The sequence below is a fragment of the Luteimonas sp. Soil_C_16 genome (genome assembly GCF_057657295.1).
In genome coordinates, this window is the sequence record NZ_JBDGIS010000001.1 from 176,355 (window position 1) to 197,794 (window position 21,440).

23 protein-coding genes are annotated in these 21,440 nt (G+C 68.3%); 10 read left to right on the plus strand and 13 right to left on the minus strand.

Annotation, left to right across the window (positions count from 1 at the left end; all coding sequences use genetic code 11):
- Window positions 1-2: 2 nt before the first annotated feature.
- Together AC3A5T_RS00815 and AC3A5T_RS00820 are read right to left on the minus strand one after the other, a co-directional pair.
- Window positions 3-1,112, minus strand: a complete 1,110-nt coding sequence (locus AC3A5T_RS00815; RefSeq protein ID WP_487626921.1) for a catalase family protein — start codon at window positions 1,110-1,112, stop codon at window positions 3-5.
- Between the two features lie 169 nt (window positions 1,113-1,281).
- A complete protein-coding gene (locus tag AC3A5T_RS00820; protein ID WP_487626922.1) occupies window positions 1,282-2,106 on the minus strand; it encodes an alpha/beta fold hydrolase in 825 nt (274 codons plus the stop codon).
- Window positions 2,107-2,353: 247 nt separating this feature from the next.
- Here AC3A5T_RS00820 and AC3A5T_RS00825 point away from each other — a divergent pair, with 247 nt between their 5' ends.
- The gene (locus tag AC3A5T_RS00825) at window positions 2,354-4,516 is read left to right on the plus strand and encodes a TonB-dependent receptor (RefSeq protein WP_487626923.1); all 2,163 of its coding nucleotides are present in this window, start codon (window positions 2,354-2,356) and stop codon (window positions 4,514-4,516) included.
- Between the two features lie 160 nt (window positions 4,517-4,676).
- On the opposite strand, the gene AC3A5T_RS00830 is transcribed toward AC3A5T_RS00825, so the two are convergent.
- A complete protein-coding gene (locus tag AC3A5T_RS00830; protein WP_332079161.1) occupies window positions 4,677-5,387 on the minus strand; it encodes an outer membrane protein in 711 nt (236 codons plus the stop codon).
- Window positions 5,388-5,650: 263 nt separating this feature from the next.
- On the minus strand, window positions 5,651-6,745 hold the full coding sequence (locus AC3A5T_RS00835; protein WP_487626924.1) for an ABC transporter substrate-binding protein: 1,095 nt from the start codon (window positions 6,743-6,745) through the stop codon (window positions 5,651-5,653).
- 127 nt (window positions 6,746-6,872) lie between these two features.
- Between AC3A5T_RS00835 and AC3A5T_RS00840 the strand changes: the two genes are divergently transcribed.
- Window positions 6,873-7,715 (plus strand): class I SAM-dependent methyltransferase, encoded by an 843-nt coding sequence (locus AC3A5T_RS00840; protein WP_487626925.1) that lies wholly within the window; start codon window positions 6,873-6,875, stop codon window positions 7,713-7,715.
- Window positions 7,716-7,727: 12 nt separating this feature from the next.
- Here the strand turns inward: AC3A5T_RS00840 and AC3A5T_RS00845 are convergent, their stop codons facing one another.
- On the minus strand, window positions 7,728-8,051 hold the full coding sequence (locus tag AC3A5T_RS00845; protein ID WP_487626926.1) for a DUF3817 domain-containing protein: 324 nt from the start codon (window positions 8,049-8,051) through the stop codon (window positions 7,728-7,730).
- Between the two features lie 120 nt (window positions 8,052-8,171).
- Here AC3A5T_RS00845 and AC3A5T_RS00850 point away from each other — a divergent pair, with 120 nt between their 5' ends.
- Window positions 8,172-9,122 (plus strand): GAF domain-containing protein, encoded by a 951-nt coding sequence (locus AC3A5T_RS00850; RefSeq protein ID WP_487626927.1) that lies wholly within the window; start codon window positions 8,172-8,174, stop codon window positions 9,120-9,122.
- Window positions 9,123-9,137: 15 nt separating this feature from the next.
- Here AC3A5T_RS00850 and AC3A5T_RS00855 read toward each other — a convergent pair whose 3' ends face one another.
- Complete coding sequence (locus AC3A5T_RS00855; protein WP_487626928.1) at window positions 9,138-10,247, minus strand: aldo/keto reductase; 1,110 nt, start codon at window positions 10,245-10,247, stop codon at window positions 9,138-9,140.
- Window positions 10,248-10,360: 113 nt separating this feature from the next.
- Here AC3A5T_RS00855 and AC3A5T_RS00860 point away from each other — a divergent pair, with 113 nt between their 5' ends.
- Both AC3A5T_RS00860 and AC3A5T_RS00865 read left to right on the plus strand, forming a co-directional pair.
- A complete protein-coding gene (locus AC3A5T_RS00860) occupies window positions 10,361-11,254 on the plus strand; it encodes a LysR family transcriptional regulator (RefSeq protein ID WP_487626929.1) in 894 nt (297 codons plus the stop codon).
- A gap of 129 nt (window positions 11,255-11,383) precedes the next feature.
- Window positions 11,384-11,614 carry a hypothetical protein gene (locus AC3A5T_RS00865; RefSeq protein WP_487626930.1) on the plus strand — a complete coding sequence of 77 codons (231 nt, stop codon included), beginning with the start codon at window positions 11,384-11,386 and terminating at the stop codon, window positions 11,612-11,614.
- Between the two features lie 26 nt (window positions 11,615-11,640).
- Here the strand turns inward: AC3A5T_RS00865 and AC3A5T_RS00870 are convergent, their stop codons facing one another.
- From AC3A5T_RS00870 to AC3A5T_RS00885, 4 genes are all read right to left on the minus strand, one after another.
- Window positions 11,641-12,141, minus strand: coding sequence for a hypothetical protein (locus tag AC3A5T_RS00870; RefSeq protein WP_487626931.1), 501 nt, complete (start codon window positions 12,139-12,141; stop codon window positions 11,641-11,643).
- 139 nt (window positions 12,142-12,280) lie between these two features.
- A complete protein-coding gene (locus AC3A5T_RS00875; protein WP_487626932.1) occupies window positions 12,281-13,378 on the minus strand; it encodes a peptidoglycan-binding protein in 1,098 nt (365 codons plus the stop codon).
- Between the two features lie 63 nt (window positions 13,379-13,441).
- Complete coding sequence (locus tag AC3A5T_RS00880; protein WP_487626933.1) at window positions 13,442-13,942, minus strand: hypothetical protein; 501 nt, start codon at window positions 13,940-13,942, stop codon at window positions 13,442-13,444.
- A gap of 135 nt (window positions 13,943-14,077) precedes the next feature.
- On the minus strand, window positions 14,078-15,193 hold the full coding sequence (locus tag AC3A5T_RS00885) for an MBL fold metallo-hydrolase (protein WP_487627426.1): 1,116 nt from the start codon (window positions 15,191-15,193) through the stop codon (window positions 14,078-14,080).
- A gap of 120 nt (window positions 15,194-15,313) precedes the next feature.
- Here AC3A5T_RS00885 and AC3A5T_RS00890 point away from each other — a divergent pair, with 120 nt between their 5' ends.
- Entirely contained in the window at window positions 15,314-15,931 is a 618-nt protein-coding gene (locus AC3A5T_RS00890; protein WP_487626934.1) for a TetR/AcrR family transcriptional regulator, read from the plus strand.
- A gap of 40 nt (window positions 15,932-15,971) precedes the next feature.
- Here the strand turns inward: AC3A5T_RS00890 and AC3A5T_RS00895 are convergent, their stop codons facing one another.
- Window positions 15,972-16,352, minus strand: coding sequence for a hypothetical protein (locus AC3A5T_RS00895; protein WP_332079149.1), 381 nt, complete (start codon window positions 16,350-16,352; stop codon window positions 15,972-15,974).
- Window positions 16,353-16,866: 514 nt separating this feature from the next.
- Between AC3A5T_RS00895 and AC3A5T_RS00900 the strand changes: the two genes are divergently transcribed.
- The 3 genes from AC3A5T_RS00900 to AC3A5T_RS00910 all read left to right on the plus strand — a co-directional run bounded on the left by AC3A5T_RS00900 (window position 16,867) and on the right by AC3A5T_RS00910 (window position 19,025).
- On the plus strand, window positions 16,867-17,070 hold the full coding sequence (locus tag AC3A5T_RS00900; protein ID WP_487626935.1) for a hypothetical protein: 204 nt from the start codon (window positions 16,867-16,869) through the stop codon (window positions 17,068-17,070).
- 71 nt (window positions 17,071-17,141) lie between these two features.
- Window positions 17,142-17,681 (plus strand): pyridoxamine 5'-phosphate oxidase family protein, encoded by a 540-nt coding sequence (locus AC3A5T_RS00905; protein ID WP_487626936.1) that lies wholly within the window; start codon window positions 17,142-17,144, stop codon window positions 17,679-17,681.
- Between the two features lie 198 nt (window positions 17,682-17,879).
- On the plus strand, window positions 17,880-19,025 hold the full coding sequence (locus AC3A5T_RS00910; protein ID WP_487626937.1) for an extracellular catalytic domain type 1 short-chain-length polyhydroxyalkanoate depolymerase: 1,146 nt from the start codon (window positions 17,880-17,882) through the stop codon (window positions 19,023-19,025).
- A 66-nt stretch (window positions 19,026-19,091) separates the two neighbouring features.
- Here AC3A5T_RS00910 and AC3A5T_RS00915 read toward each other — a convergent pair whose 3' ends face one another.
- Window positions 19,092-19,700 carry a hypothetical protein gene (locus AC3A5T_RS00915; RefSeq protein ID WP_487626938.1) on the minus strand — a complete coding sequence of 203 codons (609 nt, stop codon included), beginning with the start codon at window positions 19,698-19,700 and terminating at the stop codon, window positions 19,092-19,094.
- Window positions 19,701-19,849: 149 nt separating this feature from the next.
- Between AC3A5T_RS00915 and AC3A5T_RS00920 the strand changes: the two genes are divergently transcribed.
- Complete coding sequence (locus tag AC3A5T_RS00920) at window positions 19,850-20,185, plus strand: hypothetical protein (RefSeq protein WP_487626939.1); 336 nt, start codon at window positions 19,850-19,852, stop codon at window positions 20,183-20,185.
- 10 nt (window positions 20,186-20,195) lie between these two features.
- On the opposite strand, the gene AC3A5T_RS00925 is transcribed toward AC3A5T_RS00920, so the two are convergent.
- Complete coding sequence (locus tag AC3A5T_RS00925) at window positions 20,196-21,404, minus strand: serine hydrolase domain-containing protein (protein WP_487626940.1); 1,209 nt, start codon at window positions 21,402-21,404, stop codon at window positions 20,196-20,198.
- Window positions 21,405-21,440 lie beyond the last annotated feature (36 nt).

Sequence of the window (21,440 nt, forward strand, 5' to 3'; positions counted from 1 at the left end):
CGTCACGCCCGCGAACCCGCGCCGGCGAACGGACATCCGCGCTGCAGCGGCTGTCCGTTGTGCTGCGCGCGGAACCGGTGCGAGGCCTCGTACGCCGGCTTGCGCAGACGCATGATCTCGCCCAGCGGACGATGCGCGGCCAAGCCGTGCCACGGACTGAAGCCCACGCCATCGTCGATCTCGCGGCTCAGGGCCTGCGTCCAGGCCGCCTGCGGTCCGGCCACCAGACGCGCCACGGTGCGGAACGGGCTGCGCGCCTCGTCCCATTCCGCCGATGCATCGTCGACCGGCATGTCGGCCAGCGACGTCGACAGCTGCGCGCGCAGTTCCCACTCGGCGGTGTTGGCGCCGAAGAACGCGACCACCGCATCGCGGATCGCGTCGTCGTCCTTGAGGTCGAGGCGCACGTCGGTCAGCGCGCGCAGCGACGTGGATACCGGCACCAGCTGGTATTTGGCGATGTAGTCGCCATGCCGGATCGGCAGCTGGGTGAAGAAGGTCTCGCCGAGAATGTGGTGCGGCGGCTCGCCGCCCATCGCCTTGAGCGTAGTGCTTTCGCCGCCCATCGCTTCGAGGCCGCGCTCGGTGCCGCGCAGGATCGCCGAGATCACGCGTTTGGTGCGGTCCATGCGATCGGTGGTCCTGGCCAGCAGCTTGAGATTGCGCAGGAAGGCCTTGCCGTTGGGCGCGTTGAAGGTCGGCCCGTTGACCAGGATGAATTCCTGCACGGCCATGTCTTCGCTGCCTTCCAGACGCGCACCTTCGACGCCGCAGATCCGCATCGCGACCCCGCGCGGCGTGGACACGCGATCCGACAGCAGATCGCCGGGCGTCGTCGACAGGCGCAGCACCGTGTCGTAACGCCCGGGTTGCGCGAACAGGCCCTGCGCGAGTTCCGGCGCCAGGCCGTCGTCGACGTGCAGCGTGGCCTGCAGCAGGCCGTGGCTCTTGGCATGAACGGCGCGCAGGCCATGGCCTTCGTCCTCCAGGGTGATCTGCTGGATCGACTGCAGCACCTCGACCAGATCGGCCGCCAGCGCCGCTTCCTCGGGGCCGGGGGTGGCGAGGCGCTCGTCGTAACGGGCGAAGGTGTCGGGGGTCGGAACGGACATGGCGTGGCTTCCGGTTCGGGGGCTGGGTGCAAAGTGCGTGCGTTGGCATGACGCGGTCGTCGACGCGGCCGGCCATGGGCCCGCTGGCGAGCGACGATTCAGTGAGCCGGACAGACGAAGGCCGCGTCGGGATGGACGCGGCCTTCGAAGTCGTCTCGGTGTTGAACCCTTACTTCTGCAGGAACGCGATCAATGCACGATTGAACGCATCGGCGTGACTGGCGTTGAAGCCGTGCGGCGCATCCGGCACCACGACGGCCTCGCTGCCGGCGATCGCCGCGTGCGTGCGCTTGCCCGAACCTTCGTACGGCACAGTGCCGTCGCTGTCGCCGTGCAGCACCAGCGTCGGCACGGTGACCTTCTCGAGATCCTGGCGGAAATCGGTGGTGCCGAACGCTTTCATGCAGCCGAGTGCAGCGGTCTGGTCGGACTGCTTGCACAGCGCGATCGCTTCCTGGCGCGTCTTCTCGTCGACCTTCAGTTCGCCGTTGGCGCTGAAGAAGTCCTGGGTGAAGCCGTCGAAGAAGGTGTCGCGGTCCTGCTTGAGGCCGTCTTCCATTTCCTTGGCCTTGTCTTCGGTCAGCGGACCGTCCGGATTGTCGGACGTCTTGAGCATGTACGGCGGCACCGCGGCGGCGAACACGACGCTGTGCAGGCGGTCTTCGCCATGGTTGGCGATGTAGCGCGCGACTTCGCCGCCGCCCATCGAGAAGCCCACGAGGGTGACATCGCGCAGGTCGAGATCCTCGAGCACGCCGGCGAGATCGGCGGCGAGCGTGTCGTACTCATACCCGGTCGGCGGCTTTTCCGAGCGACCGAAACCACGGCGGTCATACGCCACGACGCGATAGCCGGCATCGCGCAAGGGACCGGTCTGCGCCTTCCAGGATTCGGCGGACAGCGGCCAGCCGTGGATCAGCACGACCGGGCGACCATCGCCTCCGGTGTCGTCGATGTGCAGGCGGACGCGGGGCGTGGCGTTGACTGAAGACATGGTGATTCCAGTGCGGGGGTTGGGCGGCCATCAGGCCCGGCGCGCCATGGCGCAGCCGTGAAACCGCCCGGGACAGGCAGGCGTCCGGTCAGCCCCCGTGCTGACACGTGGAGGCGAAGTCACGACGTGACGACACGGCATTTCCTATATCGCGCACGCCCCTTCGGCGCGGTTCTTGTTTTCGAGAATGATTCGCATTAGCATGCGCGCCAATCCGGCCGTCGGCCGTATTCATCCAGGAATCCAAGTGACCGATCTCTCCGGGGGCGCACCGCGCCCCGCACGTCGCGTGCTGTCCGTTTGCCTGTCGCTGGCGATGCTGCCGGCCGCCGCGCAGGTGCCGCCGCCGTCCGCCACCACCCTCGATACCCTCGTGGTGACCGCCGACGTGCTCGACCGCGACGACAGCCGTCCGGGCACCGTGTCGACCGCGACCAAGACCGCGCTAGATCCCAAGGACGTGCCGCAGACGATCAACACGCTGGAGATGAGCAAGTCCAAGGTCTACGGCCTCAACGACCTCAGCGTGCTGCTCGACGGTACGCCCGGCGTGGACACCAGTTACGACATGCGCGGCGATGGCATCCTGCTGCGCGGGTTCGAGGCCGATTCCAACGACATCTACCGCGATGGCGTGCGCTCCGCCGGCCAGGTGCGTCGCAGCACCGCGAACGTCGAGCGCATCGAGATCGTCAAAGGCCCGGCGTCGGTGCTGTACGGTCGCGGCCTCGGCGGCGGCATGGTGAACCTGGTCAGCAAGCAGGCGCGCTTCGATGGCGTGAGCAGCGCCAACATCCGCTTCGGCAGCTGGAACAACCAGGGCGGCACGCTCGACATCAACGAAGTGCTGTCGCCGCAGTGGGCCGTGCGCCTGACGGCCGATTACGAGGAGGCCGACAGCTTCCGTCGCGGCATCGCCAACGACAACCGCATGATTTCGCCGAGCGTGCTGTTCGACAACGGCAACGGCCTGACCTGGCTGGGCCAGTACACCTACGACAAGATCCATCGCATTCCCGACCGCGCACCGGCCTACGACGCGCTACCGGCAGACGTGTCGCACCGCATCGCCTATGCGCATCCGGACGACTTCGTCGAAGACACGATGCGCATGGCGCGCTCGGTGCTCGACTACCGCATCGCCGACGACTGGTCGGTGAAGTGGACCGCCGCGCTGAGCGAGGTCAGCCAGGACTTCGACCATCTCTATGCCGGCACCTACTGCGGTCTCGACGGCCGTCTGCTGAGCACGGGCCGCGCCTGCAACACGCGCGGCCTGATGACCTTCACCCGCGCCTGGCAGGACACCGAAAACCGCACGCTGAGCAACACCGTCGATCTGACCGGCCGCCTGCGCACCGGCGCGATCGAACACGACCTGCTGGTCGGCATCGAGGACAGCCGCGAGCAGCGCAATCCGGATCTGTCGACATCCGCGGCCACCTCCGATCCGTCGCTGGCGTATCCGTTCGGCGTCGATCCCTACAATCCGCAGTGGGTCGCACCGAAGACGCCGCGCGGCGCGGCGCGCACGTCCAACCGTCACCGCGCGGAATCGCAGGCGCTGTACGTGCAGGACCTGATGGCGTTCGGTGATCACTGGAAGGTGCTGGCCGGCGCGCGCTTCGACCGCTTCGACTTCCGCACGACCAACCGCATCACCAATCAGACGCGCAGTTACGACGGCACCACCCTGAGCCCGCGCGTCGGCCTGATCTGGCAACCGGTCGACGCGCACAGCGTCTACGCGTCCTACAGCAAGAACTTCGCGCCCTACGGCGGCCGCGGCCTGATGAGCGTGGCCGTCGCCGAGAACGCGGTGTTCGACGAAGAACCGCAGTACTCGCGCCAGCTCGAAACCGGCCTCAAGAGCGACTGGTTCGATGGACGTCTGTCGTCGCAACTCGCGGTGTACGAGCTCGAGCTCTACAACGTGCGCTACCGGCCGGATCCCGAGAACGATCCCTTCACCTTCGCGGTGCGCGGCAGCGAGCGCTCGCGCGGCGTCGAAGCGAGCCTGACCGGCCGCCTTGCACGCGACTGGTATCTGCGCAGCGGGTTCGGCCTGCAGGAAGCCAAGGTGGTCGAAGACAAGATGACGCCGGCGAACGAGGACAAGTACCGCATCGGCGTGGCGCGCAGGACCGGCAATGCGTTCATCCGTTACGCACCGGACGGCGCGTTCTACGGCGAGGTGGGCGTGACGTATCACGGCCCGGTGTTCAACAACGCCGCCAACACCAGCGAGCGCGCCGGCTACACGCGCTGGGACGCCTCGCTCGGCTGGCGCGTGATGCCGTGGACGGTGACGCTGGCGGTGACCAACCTCACCGACACCGACTACTGGCGTTCGACCAGCATGCCCGGCGCGCCGCGCACCGCGCTGGTCAGCATCAACTACGTGTTCTGAGCCGACGGACCACATCTGTAGGACGGGTAGAGCGCAGCGAAACCCATCGTTGCTGATTTTTCGAGAGATGGCCGCGCTCTACCCAATCTACGAACGCGACGCAAAAAAACGGGCGCCCTTGGGGCGCCCGTTCTCATTGCAGCAGATCAGGACCGCTGGATCAGAACGTGTACTCGGCCTGCAGGCCCAGCAACGCGGTCGAGCGCTTCGGACCTTCGAAGCGCGCGCCCGAGACCGGATCACGCACGTCGCCGGCCTTCGCGCGGTAGTAGTCGTAATGCACGCCGACGCTGAAGTTCTCGGTGGCGTTCCAGCCGGTGCCGACGCCGGCGTACCAGCTGTTGCGGCCATCGCTGCCACCGCTCTCGAGGCCGAGATCCTGGCCGACCGAGTTGTAGTAGTCGACGTTGTTGTCGGAGGCGCGGAAGAAGCCGCCGCGGCCGCTGACGTACCAGGCCGGGGTGACGTTCAGACGCGCATTGCCGCCGACCTGCCAGCCACGCAGTGCATTGCGGTCGGCGCGCTGGTTCACGTCGTCGCCGTTGTTGATGTTGCGCACTTCGATGTTGCCGAGGTCCGCGTAGCCACCCTCGACGCCGAGGCCGAAGTTCTGCGACAGCTTCCAGCGGTAGCCGCCGACCAGGCCATAGCCGGTCTTGCGACCGTCGCGGCTTTCGAACACGTTGAAATCACCGGTGCCGAAACGGCCGGCGGTGCCGCCGTCAGTGCGGCCGACGTTACCGGCCACGAAGGCATTGCCCTGGCCGACCTGCAGGTCGGGACGGTAGGTGTCGCCGCCGGTGCTCTGGGCGAAGGCAGTGGGAGCGCACAGCGCAGCCGCGATTGCGGCGGGAATCAGGAGCTTCTTCATCGGAGCCATCCTTTCTTGGTCTTGGACGCGCTCGATCGATGACTCGATCGCGCGTCTGCGGGGGAAATTCCGCAACGCCAAGGGGGCGTCGCGGGCCGCAGTAAAGACCTTCAAGGCTGAAGCGCACACAAACCTTCACACGTCCTGCACGCATTCGGCACCGGCGCGTTCAAGTTCCGTTTACGGCAATGAGGAACCCGACGCCGTCAAAACGGTCGCGGCATGCGGGTCCACATGCCGCGTCACCGACACATTGCGGAAATTCAGGGTGCAGTCACCGCTTCCACGACCGGCGCGTCGACGCCGTCGATGCGCGCTTCGACTTCGAACATGCCCGATCCGCCGCCCAGGCTTTCGACACGCACCTCGTAGCGTCCCGCAGCGAGCTGCGTCGACAGGCGTGAATTCGTGCCCGAACCGCCATCGTCGTCTTCGAACGTGCCGCCCGGACCGTCGACGTGCAGCACGGTGTCGAACTCGTCGGAACGCGCTTCGAAGCTCACCTGCGCCGCATTCGGCACGTCGAGCACGAAGCGACGTCCGCTGCCGCCCTCGACGCGCGCGACCGCGACCTGGCCCGAGACCAGCGCCGTGCCGTCACGCGTGACCATGCCGCCGGGCAGCGGTGCATAGCGCACGGCGAGATTGAAATCACCGCGACCTGCGTCTTCGAGCGCAGCGGCATTCAAGGTGTAGGTGCCCGGCTCCAGGAACAGGCGCAGCATCGAATCGGTGCCGCCACCGCTGTCGTCGTTCTCGGCCTCGACGTTCGGGCCACGCACGCGCAGCACCGGATCGAACGCGCTCGACGCGAGGGTGATCGTGTACAGCCCCGGGCGCTCGACCTGCAACGTGTAATCCTGCGCACTGCCGGTCAGCCAGTCGATGACTTCGCCCTCGCCCGCCAGCGGCTTGCCGTCGTAAGCGGCAATGGTCTTCGCGCCCAGACGGAACGGGCCGAACGCCTCGGCGCCGCGGCCGCTGACCGCGACCAGATAGTCGCCTGCCGACTTCGCACGGAACGCGAGACCCGGACCTTCGCCCTGCGCGATCAGCTGATCGCCGTCGAACACCGCCAGCGTGCCGGCCAGCGCGCCTTCCAGCGTCAGCGACACGGCCTGACCTTCGGTCAGCGGCAACGAGAAGCGCTGGTAGCGGCTGCCGTCGCTGTAGTTGATGCCACTCGACGAGGTGATCTCGCCGGCCACCTCGCCGTCGAGCGCCAGCGCGGTTGCGCTGTCGTCCGCCCTTGCGGTCGACGCGGCGCCGCCGCCATCGCCGCTTCCCGACACGTTGAATCCACACCCCGACAGCAGCAATCCGGCCGAGACGGCCAGGCTCAAAGCGGCAACGCGCATGCGACGACTTCCGATGAGGGGACGAGATCCGTCCGGAGTCGCGATTCTCGTCGAAGCGCGGCCAATCGGACAGCGGCGCAACGCGGACCGGTTACGATGCCGGCCCGATCCGTCACCCGATCCCGCGATGCCCCACGTCACCGGCCCCCTGCTGACCCGCGACACCGCCGACGCGATGCGGGCCGCGCAACGCGCTGGCGCGGACGACTGGACGGGCTCGCTCGATCTGGGCCGCAACGTCGACACGGTGACCTTCGAAGGCGATCACTGGTCGTGGCGCGGCCGCGCGTATCCGTGGCCGGGCCCGTTGAAGGACCGCACGCTCTATGTACTGGACGGCGACGACTGGACCGCGGTGTCGCGCTACGGGCGCGCGTTGATCAAGCTCGTGCCGACCGACTGGGGTCCGCCGACGTTCGAGATCGACGGCATCAAGATGCTGGTGTCAGCGCGCATCTCGCCGATCGAGGACGCGCGGCAGAAGGTCGCGCTGGTCGCGCCGCGCGGCAAGACCGTGCTCGACACCTGCGGCGGCCTCGGCTACTTCGCCGCATGCTGTCTCGAATCGGGCGTCGCCAAGATTCTCTCGTTCGAGAAGAACGAGGACGTGCTGTGGTTGCGCACGCTCAATCCGTGGTCGCCCGATCCAGACGCGCCGGAAACGGGCGGCCGCCTGCACCTCGCGCACGCTGATGTCTCGCAGGCGATCGTCGACATCCCCGACGCGAGCGTCGACGCGGTGCTGCACGACCCGCCGCGTTTCGGTATCGCCGGCGAACTCTATTCGCAGGTGTTTTACGACCACCTCGCCCGCGTCCTGCGCCGCGGCGGCCGCCTGTTCCATTACACCGGCGCACCGAACCGCCTGACCAGCGGCCGCGACGTCCCGCGCGAAGTCGCGCGGCGCCTGGAGAAATCGGGTTTGAAAACCGAACGCGCGCTCGACGGCGTGCTGGCGGTCAAGCGCTGAGGCTGGCCACGCTCAGTCGCGTGACGCCGACAGCAGTCCGCGGCGCCGGAACCACATCTCCACCGGAATGGTCACCAGCGGCGGGATCGCGGCGAGCAGCGCGACCAGCACCGCCCACAGCGGCCAGCGCAGCCGGATCCACGCGAACAGGCTGACCGCGAGGTAGACCAGGAACGCAACGCCGTGCAGTCGGCCGAAGAACCACACACCAAGGTCGGTGGTCTGCGTGCCGTACTTGAGCAGCATGCCGATCAACAGGCCGGCCCAGGTGAGCGCTTCGAAGAACGCCGCGGCGGCGAAGATGCGACCGGTGGTGGACAACGGACGAGGCGGCATGCGGCGTTCCGTGAGCAGGGCGTCGCAGTGTAAGGGCGCGTCGTCGCGTGATGCTTTTCGATGCTCATTTTTAACGTGCATCTGCCTAGGCATTTTGTCCCGCACCTACGACGCGCGACCATGACGGCCATCGCCACGCCGCCCCTCGACGAAGCCACGCGCCAGCGCGCGCTCGATGGCTATCACGTCCTCGACAGCCTGCCCGACGGCGCTTTCGACGACATCGTGCAACTGGCCGCCACGCTGTGCGGCACACCGACCGCGCTGATCACGCTGATCGATCGCGATCGTCAATGGTTCAAGGCGCGCACGGGATTCGACGAGACCCAGACCGACCGCAGCGCCGCCGTCTGCGATCACGCCATCCGTGCGCCGGACACGCTGATGGAGATTCCGGACCTCGCACGCGATGCGCGCTTCGCCGCGAATCCGTTCGTCAACGGCGAACAGGGCGATGCACGCTTCTACGCCGGCATGCCGCTGGTCACGCCGGACGGCGCGGCGATCGGCACGGTCTGCGTGCTCGACGACATGCCGCGCCATCTGACCGATGCGCAGCGCGCGGCGTTGCAGTCGCTCGCGCGGCTGACGATGACGCTGCTCGATGCCCGCGCCCGCGAACGCACGCTCGAAGTCGAATCTTTCGTCGCGACCGCCGCACCTGCGCCTGCACCCGCCGAGACAGGCGTTGCCGTGGAAGATCCCGGCTACACGCTGGCGCTGATCGAGCTGCAGGACCTCGCCGGCACCGTCGCGCGCGTCGGCGAACGCGGCACCGAGAAACTGTTGCAGGAACTCGACGCTGCGCTCGAATCGGGCCTGCCATCCGGCGGTGCCGATGCGGTAAACCGCAGCAGCGGCAGCGGCGAATATGTCGCGGTGCTGCACGGTGCCGATGCCGCACGCACGCTCGAACGCCTGCAGACCGAGATCGCCACGCGCACCGCTGCGCACGGCCTGCGTTTCCTTACCGGCACCACGCAGGGCGCGGCGAGCGAGCACACCGGCATGGTGTTCCTGCGCGCCGAAGCCGACCTGCTCGACCGCAAGGCGGCGCAGGGCGCGCATTGACGCTGCGATCGAACGTCAGCGCGCGGCCCACCCGCTCGCGTGCTCGACACCGAACAGCATCTGCGGTGGCAACTGGAAGATGAAGTAGGGATTGATCGACGGCGGCACGCTCGCAGCGTCCAGCCGCGCCTGCTGCGCCGCGGTGAACTCGATATCCAGCGATGCGATGTTCTGGTGCAGCTGTTCGACGCGGCTCGCACCGACCAGCACCGACGAGACGCCAGGCCGGCGCGCCGTCCACGCGAGTGCGACCTCGGCCATCGATCGGCCGATCTCCTCGGCGACGTCGCGCACCACATCGACGATGTCGAAGTTGCGTTTGGTGAACAGCATCCCGCCAAACGGATTGTCACCGTCGAGGCGGCCGTCGTCCTCGCTGCGTTGACCGCCGTCGCCGCTCGCATCACCCGGCAACCGGGAGGCACGCGCGGCATCGGCGAGCTTGTCGCGACCGTATTTGCCGGTCAGCAGTCCGCCACCGAGCGGGCTCCACGGCACCAGACCGAGGCCGAGCGCATTGCCGGCCGGCAGGATCTCGAGTTCGACGCCGCGATCGAGCAGCGAATACTGGTACTGCAGGCCGATCGGCACCGGCAGGCCATGGGCCTGCGCCAGCGTCGCCACACGCGCGACGTACCAGGCGGGTGTGTTCGAGAAACCGTAATGCAGGATGCGGCCGGACCGCACCGCATCGGTCATCGTCTGCAGTACTTCCTCGGGCGGCGTCAGCCGGTCCCAGACGTGCATCCAGTACAGGTCGATGTAATCGGTGCGCAAACGCGTCAGCGAACTGTCGAGCGCGGTCCGGATGTTCTTCGCGCCGTTGCCGCCGCCGTGTGCGTTGCCCTGCACGCGCGGGAAACCGGACTTGGTCGCCAGCACGATCCGGTCGCGCAGGCCGGCATCGGCGACGAAGCCGCCCAGCATCTCCTCGCTGCGCCCGGCCGAATACAGATCCGCGGTGTCGACGAAATTGCCGCCGGCCTCGACGTAGGCGTCGAACACGGCGCGCGACGCGGTGGCATCGGTGCCCCAGCGCTCGGTCCCGAAGGTCATCGCGCCCAGCGCGAGCGGGCTCACCAGCAGGCCGGAGCGGCCGAGGCTGCGGTAATGGGTCAGGTCCATGGCGGTCTCCAGTCGTGTCGCCGCGGGGGTGGCGCTCTGCATACAGGCTAGGCGCGATGGCCGCGCAGGATTAGCCGTTGCCGGCCGCATGGGCTTGTGAGCACACTGCAGCAATGCAACGAGGCGAACTCAACGATCTGCTGGCCTTTGCGGCCGTGGCCCGCGCGCGCAGCTTCACGAAGGCGGCCGGCACGCTGGGCATGTCGCCGTCGGCGCTGAGCCATGCGATGCGCGGCCTGGAGACCCGGCTCGGCGTGCGCCTGCTCGCGCGCACCACGCGCAGCGTCGCGCCGACCGAGGCCGGCGAGCGCCTGCTGCGTTCGCTGACCCCGGCGCTCGCGGAGATCGAGCACGGACTGCTGGCGCTGGGCGACTGGCGCGATGCGCCTTCGGGCACGGTCCGCATCACGACGTTCGCCTACGCCGCGCAGATGGTGCTCGAACCGAAACTGCCGGCATTCCTGCTGGCCAATCCTGACGTGCGCGTGGAAGTGAGCATCGACAACGGCCTGACCGATCTCGTCGGCGAAAGCTTCGACGCGGGCATCCGCTTCGGCGAACACGTCGACCGCGACATGATCGCCGTGCGCGTCGGTCCCGACCTGCGCACGATCGTCGTCGGCACGCCGGACTACTTCGCCCGTCATGCGCCGCCGGTCTCGCCCGGGGATCTCGATCGCCACGCCTGCATCGGCTACCGGCTCAAGAGCACCGGCGGCCTGTTGCCCTGGGAGTTCGCACGCGACGGACGCGACTACAACGTGCGCACCCAGGGCCCGCTGGTCGTCGACGAAGTCCCGCTGACGCTGGCCGCGGTGCGCGCCGGCGTGGGCCTGGGGTACGTGATGGACCATGAGGTCGCCGACGATCTCGCCGCCGGGCGCCTGGTGCAGGTGCTCGATGCCTGGTGCCCGACGTTTCCCGGCTACCACCTCTACCACCCGAGCCGTCGCCAGACGCCACCGGCGTTGCGGGCGCTGATCGATGCCTTGCGGCACGTCGACTGACGCGTCGCCGCTGCGCAACGGCGGCATCGCGCGGTGCGCACCGCGTGTTCCCGCGGCATGCGGCAGGTCACGTGCGGCTCACCGCAGCCTCGCCACCCTGTCGATCCCTACCCGATCGATGGAGCCGCCATGAAGATGTTGAGGATCGTTGCCGCTGGCGCGGCGAGCTATTTCGCATTCCGCGCGTGGAAGCGCAAGCGTGACGCGCAGACCGCCCTGCCGCGGCAGGAGGTGCGGTCGTTGCCCGACGACGGTGCACGCACTGCCCCGCACGGCGATCCACTGATCGCCGAAGAAGATCTCGATACGTCCCTGCCGCGCAGCACCTCACATTCGAGCCCGGGCTTCGGCGCGCCCTGAGCCGCGGGTGCGCGCGTGCAGTGGCGTCAGGGCAGGTAGATCCAGTTCTGCGCCTCGCCGCCGTGATCGCGGACCCGCCAGAACGCGCGAGAGAGATGGCCTTTCGCACGCGTGCGTGACAGCAGTCGACCGCCGATCTTCGCGGTCGATGTCGCCTCGACCAACGCCCGGCGACCACCCGGCGCCAGTTCGATCCGGGTGATCTCGTAGGTGATGTCCACCGCCAGCAGTCCGCCGGTATGCGCCGACACCGACTGCAGGGCCGCCAGACCGTCCCGTGCATTGCGGCACGTCTCGTCGCGCCGGGTGTCCCGCCGCTCGTGGGTGCCGGCGACGTAGTACACGCCCTGCAGGCGATAGTCCTTGGCCATGGAATCGCAGAGCGCATCGCCATCGAACCGGCGCGTCGCCTCCAGCTGTGATTGCACGTGCGCACGCACGTCCGATTCGGAAATGCGATGACCGTGCTCGTACGCCAGCACGCCACCGACGACCAGGGCCATGCCCAGCAACAGGATTCTGATCACGTTCGAGTCCTTTCGAAGATCCAGTGTGCGTCCCGCGGGACGCCATTCGCACCGACGTGTTCCGTGTGGTGCCTGGCCGGAATCCTAGATCAACGCTGCGGCGTTTTCCATGGCCCGCACACCGGGACGCGGGGCGCTGTCACAGCCCGCGGGCGCCGCCCTCCGGCGTCTGCTCGGGACCGCAATGCAGCTGCGCCGTCGCGCGGCCCGACGCGTCGTCCATCTGCCGCTGCCACTGCTGACCCACCTTCGATTGCTGCAGGCGCGCCAGCGCCTCGCGAAGCGAATCGCCACCGGTGTGCAACGCATCCAGCAGCGCCTCGACCGGTGCACGCGGCGTTTCCCCGGTGCGGGCCTCCAGCTGCAGTGCGATGGACGCCAGCGTCTTCGGCCCGGCGATACCGTCGACATCGAGCCCCTCGTCGCGCTGATACATGCGCACCGCGTGCGCGGTGTCCGGTCCGAGGCGGCCGTCGACCGCGAGCGGCCGACCGTCCTGCCCGACGTAGTCGAGGCGTGCGAGATCCGCCTGCAGTGCGCGAACGGCCTCCCCTGTTGCGCCCTCGCGGAGCAGCCCGTTCGACCGCAGGCGTTCGCCGTCTGTTCGCGCAGGCGCTGCCGTGGCGTGGATCCGGGTCTCGGAATCGATCATCGTCGCCGCCCGCCAGTCCGCATCGCGCGACAGACCCTGCGCCTGCGCACGTGCATAGGCCTCACGCATCCGGTCGAGTGCGTCGGCACTCTGTTCGAGCGTGATGTGCGCCCGGTTGGCGCCGCCGTAGTGGCTGCGCCCGTCCTTGAACGGATCGCCGAAGCTGGCCCATTCGCGCGCCAGGCCGAGCTGCGCCTGCTCACGTGTCACGTTCGATGCGCCCATGATGTAGTCGCGTACTGCAGGCTGCTTCTCGCGCAGCAGGTAGTCGGTGAAGATGCGGTCCTGCAGTTCGGGTGTGAACGGCGTATCGCGCGTGATGCCGAGGCGAGCCACGGCGGCATCCATCGTCGAGGGAATGATCTGGTATTTGCCGACCGCGAACACGCGGTCCGGATCGTGTCGCGGCAGATGCTGCAGGTCCTGCAGCTCGCCCACCGTGAGCCTGGCGAAGTCGGTCGGCGGTTCGCCGGGGCGGATGCGCTCACGCCCGCCGGCATCGACATAGGCCCCTCGGTTGAAGGCGTTGTAACCGGCGGCGCCGGATTCGCCGCGGTACATCAGCGCATGGATCGGATTGCCCATCGTCGTACTCCCGTCCGTGGAAAGTTCCGGCCGTCCTGGCCGTGCGTGTGATCGCGTGCGATGTCACGGCGTGGGCGCAGGCACGAAGTCCCATGCCGTGATCTGCAGACCGGCGTCATCGCCTGCATCCCGCCAGGCGTCGACCTCCCCATATGCGCGCGCTTCGAGATCCTGCGCGCTGCCCGCGTGGCCGAAGCGCACCAGGCAGCGTGCGTCGCCGCTGCAGGACTGCAGCTCCGGAAGCGCGTCGCAGATGCGACACGCGATGAGCTGCGGGTTGCGCGCGCACACGGCGGCGGCATCGTCGCCGACCATGTCCGCCCGGCACGTCGCGCTGGCGCGGGGCGTCCAGCCGTGCGCGAGCACGCGTTCGCGGAAATCGGCGTAACCCATGCCCGCGTGCAGATGGGCGACGACCGCCTCGACGTTCGCCTCCGATGACAGCGGCGCATCCACAGTCGCGGCCGTCGAAGGCGCGACCGGTGCATCCACGTTGCCGCATGCAGCCAGCAACGCGATGAGTGCGAAGGCGACGACACGGGCCGTCCGGTTGGGTCGATGCATCCCTGCGACTCCCGCGGGCGGAGCGCCCGTTCCATGCGCTCGATCCTCTACCCCGCGCGCGCGTCACTCAAGCCGATAACTCCGAAATCCGTGTCGGTGGCATCGGCCTGGCGCTTTGCACCTATCGATGCGGCATCACTCGCGCCGCATCTCCCGCCACCAGGCGCTGCCCGGCTGCGGCGCGGTCAGGTCGACGCGTTCGCCCATGCGCGGGGTCGCGAGGCGCACGCCCTGCTCGGCCGCGATCGCGCTGACGCGTTCGAACGGGTCGTCCCAGGCATGCATTGCCAGGTCGAAGGTGCCGTTGTGCACCGGCAGCAACACGCGTGCCTGCAGGTCGAGATGCGCCTGCACGGTCTGCTCGGGCTGCATGTGCACGAAGGCCCAGCGACGGTCGTAGGCACCGGTTTCCAGCGCCGCGACATCGAACGGCCCGAAGCGGCGGCCGATCTCGGCGAAGCCGTCGAAGTAGCCGGTGTCGCCGCTGAAGAAGAATTTCAGGCCGGCGTCGTCCGCAGCGTTCGACGGATCCTCGATGACCCAGGACGCCCACAGCGTGCGATCGGAATCGAACAGGCCGCGGCCGGAGAAATGCTGCGCGGGCGTTGCGGTGAAGCGCAGGCCGTCGATCTCCGCCGACTGCCACCAGTCGAACTGCCGCACCTTGGCCTGCGGCACGCCCCATGCGACGAGGCGGTCGCCGACGCCGAGCGGGGCGAGGAAGACCTCGGTGCGCTGCGCCAGGGCGACGACGGTTTCGCGATCGAGATGGTCGTAGTGATCGTGCGACAGCACCACGCCCCGCAGCGGCGGCAGATCCTCAAGCGCGATCGGCGGTGCGTGCCAGCGCTTCGGCCCGGCGAACGACACCGGCGAGGCGCGTTCGGCGAACACCGGATCGGTGATCCAGAACCCGCCGCGCAACTTGATCAGCAGCGTCGAATGGCCGAGGCGATACAGGCTGCGGTCCGGTGCGGCATCGAGCGCGGCGCGCGTCATCGGCAACACCGGCGTGGGCAGCGGCGGCGTGGTGCCGCGCGGCTTGTTGAACATGAAGTCCCACCACAGCTTCGCGCCATTCGCGACGCCCATCGGCGGGCGTGGCGACGGATTGCGGAAGCGCCCCTCGGCCGACTGCGGCGAGGCCGCGTGATCGGGGACGGGCTGGCTGGTACGGACGAACGACAGGGTGCAGGCGCTCACGGTGAGAACTCCAGAGACGAACAGGATCGACAGGGCTAGGCGACGCAGGATCCGGCCGCGTGGCTTGGCGGGGGAGGACGCGGGCATTCGGGATCCATGGGTAGGAACTACACCGTGCAGTGTAGTTATCGGGTCGGAAAAGTAAACCCCCCGGTGTAAACTTGCGTAATGTCCGGATCCAACGACACCCCGACCCGCCTGACCGACCGCAAGCACGCGGCGATCCTCGATGCCGCCGTGGCCGAATTCCGCGCCGCCGGTTTCGAGGCGACCACGATGGACCGCATCGCCGCGGCCGCCGGCGTGTCCAAGCGCACCGTCTACAACCACTTCCCGAGCAAGGACGCGTTGTTCCTGCGCATCCTCGAAGAGATGTTCGCGCGTGGCGTCGGCGGCCCCGATCTCGCCTATCGCGCCGACCGGCCACTGCGCGCGCAGCTGTTCGAACTGGTCGACCAGAAGCTGCGCCTGCTCGACGACCCGCATTTCGTCGATCTCGCCCGTGTCGCCATCGCGGCCGGCCTGCATTCGCCCGAACTCGCGCGGCAGATGCTCGAACGCCTCGGCGATCGCGAGGAAGGCATCACCACCTGGGTACGCGCCGCCGCTGCCGATGCACGTCTGAAGATCGACGATCCCCTGTTCGCTTCGCACCAGCTGCAGTCGCTGGTGAAGGGCTTCGCGTTCTGGCCGCAGATGTCGATGGGCCAACCGGCGCTCGATGCCGCGCAGCAGCGTCAGGTCGCCGAAGGCGCGGTCGACATGTTCCTCGCGCGTTACGGCTGAGGCCGCCGGTGCCGACGCACCGGATACGCGCGATTGATCCCTACGCGTCGACGGGCCCGTAGCGCAGCCAAAGGCTGGCCATGCGCGCGTCCTCGAACACGCGCGCATCCAGACCCGCGCCCATCGCCGACAGCACGCAGTACTCGACGGTGTCGAGGCCGTGCGGCTTCACGTGTGCGATCCGCAGGCGTCCGAGTCGCGGACCGACTTCGCTCACGAGCCGCACCCACTCCCCCGCGGTCAGCGCGGGCCCGATCAGTTCGTCCACCAGCAGCAGGGCGTGCGCGGGTTGCTGCTCGACCGCCTCGGCGATCGCATGCCAGTACGCCATCGTGTGGGCGAACGTCGCGTCGCCGCGCACGTGCACGTGGAGAAGCGATTGCGGCTGACGACGCACTTCGATCTGCAAGTCGTTCTGCATCGGGGCCTCCAGTTGAACATCTGGATCTGCGCTTGCGGGACGCACGAACGGTGAGTCGCGTCCATTAGAGCGCCGACGCGATCGATCGATGTGAAAACGTGGAGACGGCGGAGTCCGCCGCAGGACGTGCGGCCTCGAAACGGCAGCACATGGCAATGCGACGCACGCGCGTCGTTCTCTACAGACACGGCGCATCCGGTCGGAACCGGCCAGTCGCCTGCGTGCCGGGCCATGTCCCACCGCACTGCGCAACGACGCCGCGCCCGTCGCCCCTCGCGCGGTGCTCTACGAGCCGCTTGCTTCGCGACCGCGCCGCCAATGCGTAAGCACACCGGCGACATGAAGCCTGCCTGTCGCTGCATCGCCTCGCAGCGCATGAATGCTGTTGCGTCGCTCGGGATTCACGGCAGCGGGTGCAGCGTCCCGGTTCCACGCAGTCCGCCGGATCCGGACGTCTGCGTGTCTGATGCCACAGACGCTGCCCTTCCCTCACCACTCGATACAGGACACCCCCATGGGACTTCTCAGAATCGCCGCCGCCGGCGCACTCGGTTACTTCGCCTACCAGGCCTGGCAGCGCCGCGCATCCGCCGCGCCCGGGATCGAAGACGAGGCGCCGGTGCGCACGGACCGTCCGCTGGTCACTGATGTCTCCGACGACGCCAAATGCGCGTCCTACGACAACGCGACGGCCACGCCGGGCGTCAGCGCGCACTGACGCGTCCATCTGCCACGCGCCGCGCCCTCCACGGCGACGCGTGACTCGCACTTCATCTTCCGGAGACATCAATGGATTCGATCAACCGCAACCAGCCCGAACACAACCGCGAAGACCTCGCCGGCACCGATGCCGCTGCGCGCATCCGCGACATGACCAAGGACGCAGAGTCGTGCTTCTTCTGCACCACGCCGTTGTCCGGCAGCGAAACCGGCGGCACGCGGCCGATGGCGATCGAAGAGGCCGACGCATCCGGTGCACTGTGGTTTCTCAGCGCGTCCGACAGCCACAAGAACGCCGAGATCGAGGCCGACCCCGCCGTGCGCCTGTACTTCCAGGCCTCGAAGCATTCGGGCTTTCTCGCCCTCGACGGCCACGCGACGATCAGTCGTGATCGTCAGCGCATCGAGGACCTGTGGAATCCGATCATGAAAACCTGGTTCACCGAGGGCAAGGACGACCCGCGCATCACCGTGATCCAGGTCAAGCCGACCGGTGGCTACTACTGGGACAACAAGCACGGCGATTTCGTCGCCGCGTCGAAGATGGTCGTTGGTGCCGCGATCGGCAAGACGCTCGACGATTCGATCGAAGGCCGCGTCTCGCCCTGACCGCCGAGCACGGAGCGGGGTCCAGCCCCGCTCCGTCGCGCTGGCGACTGAACGCCGCAACCCCGATTCAGGACGTGCACCGCGCTACACCATCGCGCTCACACGCCCGGCCGTACGCTGCGCAGGCGGACTCCCCCTCTCCGCCTGGCGCCTCTCTTGAAATCCTTCAGCTCCCTGTTCCGTCGGCATGCGCCGGCGATGGCCACACTGGTCCCGAAATCCGTGCTCGACCGCGGCACTGCCGGTGCGCAGCAGATCCAGACCACGATCCAGGATGCGCTGTCATCGGCGGGTATCCGCGCCGATGGCAATGCGACCGGCGTGCAGAAGACGATCCAGGACGCCCTGCAGCAGGCCGGCCTCCTGTCGCCGGAAGCCGCTTCCGCGCAGGCATCACCTGCGCACGACGAGACCTCGGGCCCCGATCGGCCGAACACGCGCCTGCATGGCGCCGAGCCGACGACACGCACCGCGCGCGGCACGACCACCGAGCACAGTTACAGCAACCACGCCGGCACGCGCAGCTACACCCTGTATGTGCCGCCGGCGCTCGCTGCGGCCGATGCTGCCGCCGCGCCGCTGATGATGATGCTGCACGGCTGCACGCAGACACCCGCGGACTTCGCGGCCGGCACGCGTATGAACGCCCTTGCCGATGCGCACGGTGTGATCGTGGCGTACCCGGCGCAGACCGCGCGCGACAACGGACAGAAATGCTGGAACTGGTTCCGCAGCGAAGACCAGGCGCGTGATGCCGGCGAACCGTCCATCCTGGCCGGCATCGTCGACGACATCGCCAGCCGTCACCGCGTGGACATGCGCCGCGTCTACGTCGCCGGACTGTCCGCCGGCGCGGCCATGGCGGTGATTCTCGGTCGCACGTATCCCGAAAAGTTCGCCGCCGTCGGCGCGCATTCGGGTCTGCCTTTTGCCGCGGCGACCGACGTGCCCGGCGCATTCGCCGCGATGCAGGGCCGCAGCACGCGGCCCGAAACGCGGACCGGGGCAGATGCGCGGCGCGTGCCGACCATCGTCATCCACGGCACGGCCGACCACACCGTGCGGCCCGACAACGGCAGCGCGATCGTGGCCGATGCGACCGCCGGCACCGCGACGGTTCCACCGCTGCGCGCGGAGGTGTCGGACACCACGAAGATCAACGGCCGCGAATGCACGCACACCGCGTTCGTCGACGCCGAAGGCCACGTCCGCGTCGAGCATGTGCTGATCACGGGCGCCGGTCATGCGTGGAGCGGCGGCGATCCGTCAGGCAGCCACACCGATGCCAAGGGCCCTGATGCCTCCGCACTGATCCTCGCGTTCTGCCTGCGTCACAATCATTGACGCCATCCGGGCAGCCGAAGCTGCCCGGATGTGCTGCATGACATTCGCGGTGCTATCACCGCGGCATCAGGGCCCGCACTGCCAGCGACCTTCGAGGGTGCGGCTCGCGCCATCGGCGCGCAGATAGGTCAGCGTGGCCGGACGCGGCGGCGATTCGCCACCGCCGATCGCCGCGCCGGTTTCTTCGATGCGGATCGTCTTGCCCTGACCGGTGAACGTCGGGTTCTGCGTCATCCCGTCGAAGCCGCCAGGCGCACGCACCGGTTCGACATAGCCGGCAACTTTCACGACGCCCTGCGCGGGATCCTGCGACCCGACGACGCCCACCGCGTGCAGCAGCGGCGGCTGGCCGTCTTCGGAGAAACTGCAGGCGAGCTCACCCTGGAGATTCGCGCCGGTCACGTCGGCTTCGGTCAAGGTGTCGAGCACGATCTCCGATCCATCGCCGCCCACGGTGCCGCCCGGGGCCACGGGCGCAGGTGCGGCAGGCTCGGGTGCGACCTCGTCGGCAGCCGTCGGCGTCGGCGCAACTGCAGGCACATCGGCCGCCGGTTCGGCTGCGTCGTCGGCCGGCGAGCACGCGACGAGCAATGCGGTCGAGACGATGGCGATGGCGATGGCCAGCGCCTTCGCGATGGCGGCGGGTGGAAGCGCAGCGGGTGTCGGCTGGGACATGCAGACCTCGTACATGACGGCCGCGCACATCGGCGGCCCGGAACACCGATCCTCGCGGCGCAGACCTTCGCATGCCGTGAAGCGCACATGCGCAGCGCACACGCGACCTGTGTCTAGACTCGCGCGTCACCGCATCACGCACACATCGCATGCCGCAACTGCTCACACCTGACGGCCGCTATCTCATCGTGCGCGGTCGGCTGTGGCGCGCGAGCAATCCCGGGCTGCCGGAGGCGGAACGCCAGCGCCTGGTCGATGCGCTGATGGATGCGCGGCGTGCGGTGAAAGACGCGAAGCAGGCGGATGACGCCACTGCCCTGACGCAGGCGCGTCGCGACGTGGACGTCGCGAAGCACGCACTCGGCGAACGCGGCCCCGTGTGGTGGCGCGATGGCACGCCGGACTACAACCGGCATCTGGCCAAGAATTCGCCGTATGCGGACTGGTACGCAGAACGCAGTGCGCACACGGACGCGTCCGGCTGATCGTGCGCCCTCAGGCTTCAGGCATGTCCGCCTCCACGGCATCCGCGAGACGCAGGATATCGCCGACGAAATCCGCGTAGTCGTCGCCGGGAAACGCATGCGTCTCCCGTCGATGGATGAGCCGCACCGCCACGATGTCCTGGGCAGGCACGATCACCAGGTGCTGGCCCAGATAGCCGTTCGCGGCGTAGGCACGTACCGGCCCACGGGCTTGCGTGAACATGTCGGTGAGGCGAATGCCGCGTCCGGTGATCTCTTCGCCGTATCGCGCCGGCCACGTCGGCCCGAGTCGCTGCGCCAGGAAATCCGTCAGCGCGATCCGACTGCCGAACTGCATGCCGGCGGTGGCGAGCAGTGCATCGCGCACATCCGGCGCGACGGCCTTGTCCGCCAGGAAGGCGCGCGCCTCGTCGTTCAGCGTGTAGCGCTCCCACGCGGCATGTCGCCACCACAGCAGGCCGACCTCAGGTGAACGCGCGCTTTCCGCTGTCAGCATCGCGATGAAATCCTCGCCCAGAATGCGTCGGCCATCAGGCGCGATGCCCTTGTCCAGAATCAGACGCCCGAGTCTGGCGAGATCGCGGGCCGACAGGGCGAGCCCGGCCATGCCCATCGGTGTGCCCGCGGCATCGCGCATCCAGGTGTAATCGGTGATGCCCATTGGTGCGAACATCCGCGCGTCGACGTAGCGGTCGATCGGCTCACCAGCCAGCGCGCCGACGATGCCTGTCAGCAGATTCGTCGCCTTGTTGTTGTAGGCGAAGGTCGTGCCGGGCGCGCTCGTCAGCTCCGCTGCCAACGCGAGCTGCACGAGATCCGGTGCACCTTCGAGCTCGACACCCGCGTTCGGCACGTTCTGCAGGCCAGACGTGTGGTCGAGCAGCATCCGGATCGTGATCCCACGCTTTCGGCCCTGCGCCCATTCGGGATACACGGTGCTGACCGGCTGGTCGATGGAGCCCAGCTTTCCATCCTCGATCAGCAGCCCGATCGCCAGTGCGACGATCGATTTCGTGGCGGACATCAGTGCCACCGGTTCTGCGGCCGCGGATGCTTCGAACAGCACCGTATCGCCACGCAGGACCAGAACCGCGTCCGAGTGCGAGGCCGCCGCTTTCGATTCGATGGTCGCGAGCGCATCGGAGACCTGCGCCGCATTCGCTGCAGGGATGCCCGAGGCGGCAAAACACAGAATCGCGGTCGCAAGAAGGATGCGCATTCGAATTTCCTGTCCGATCAACGACGCGCATGTTGA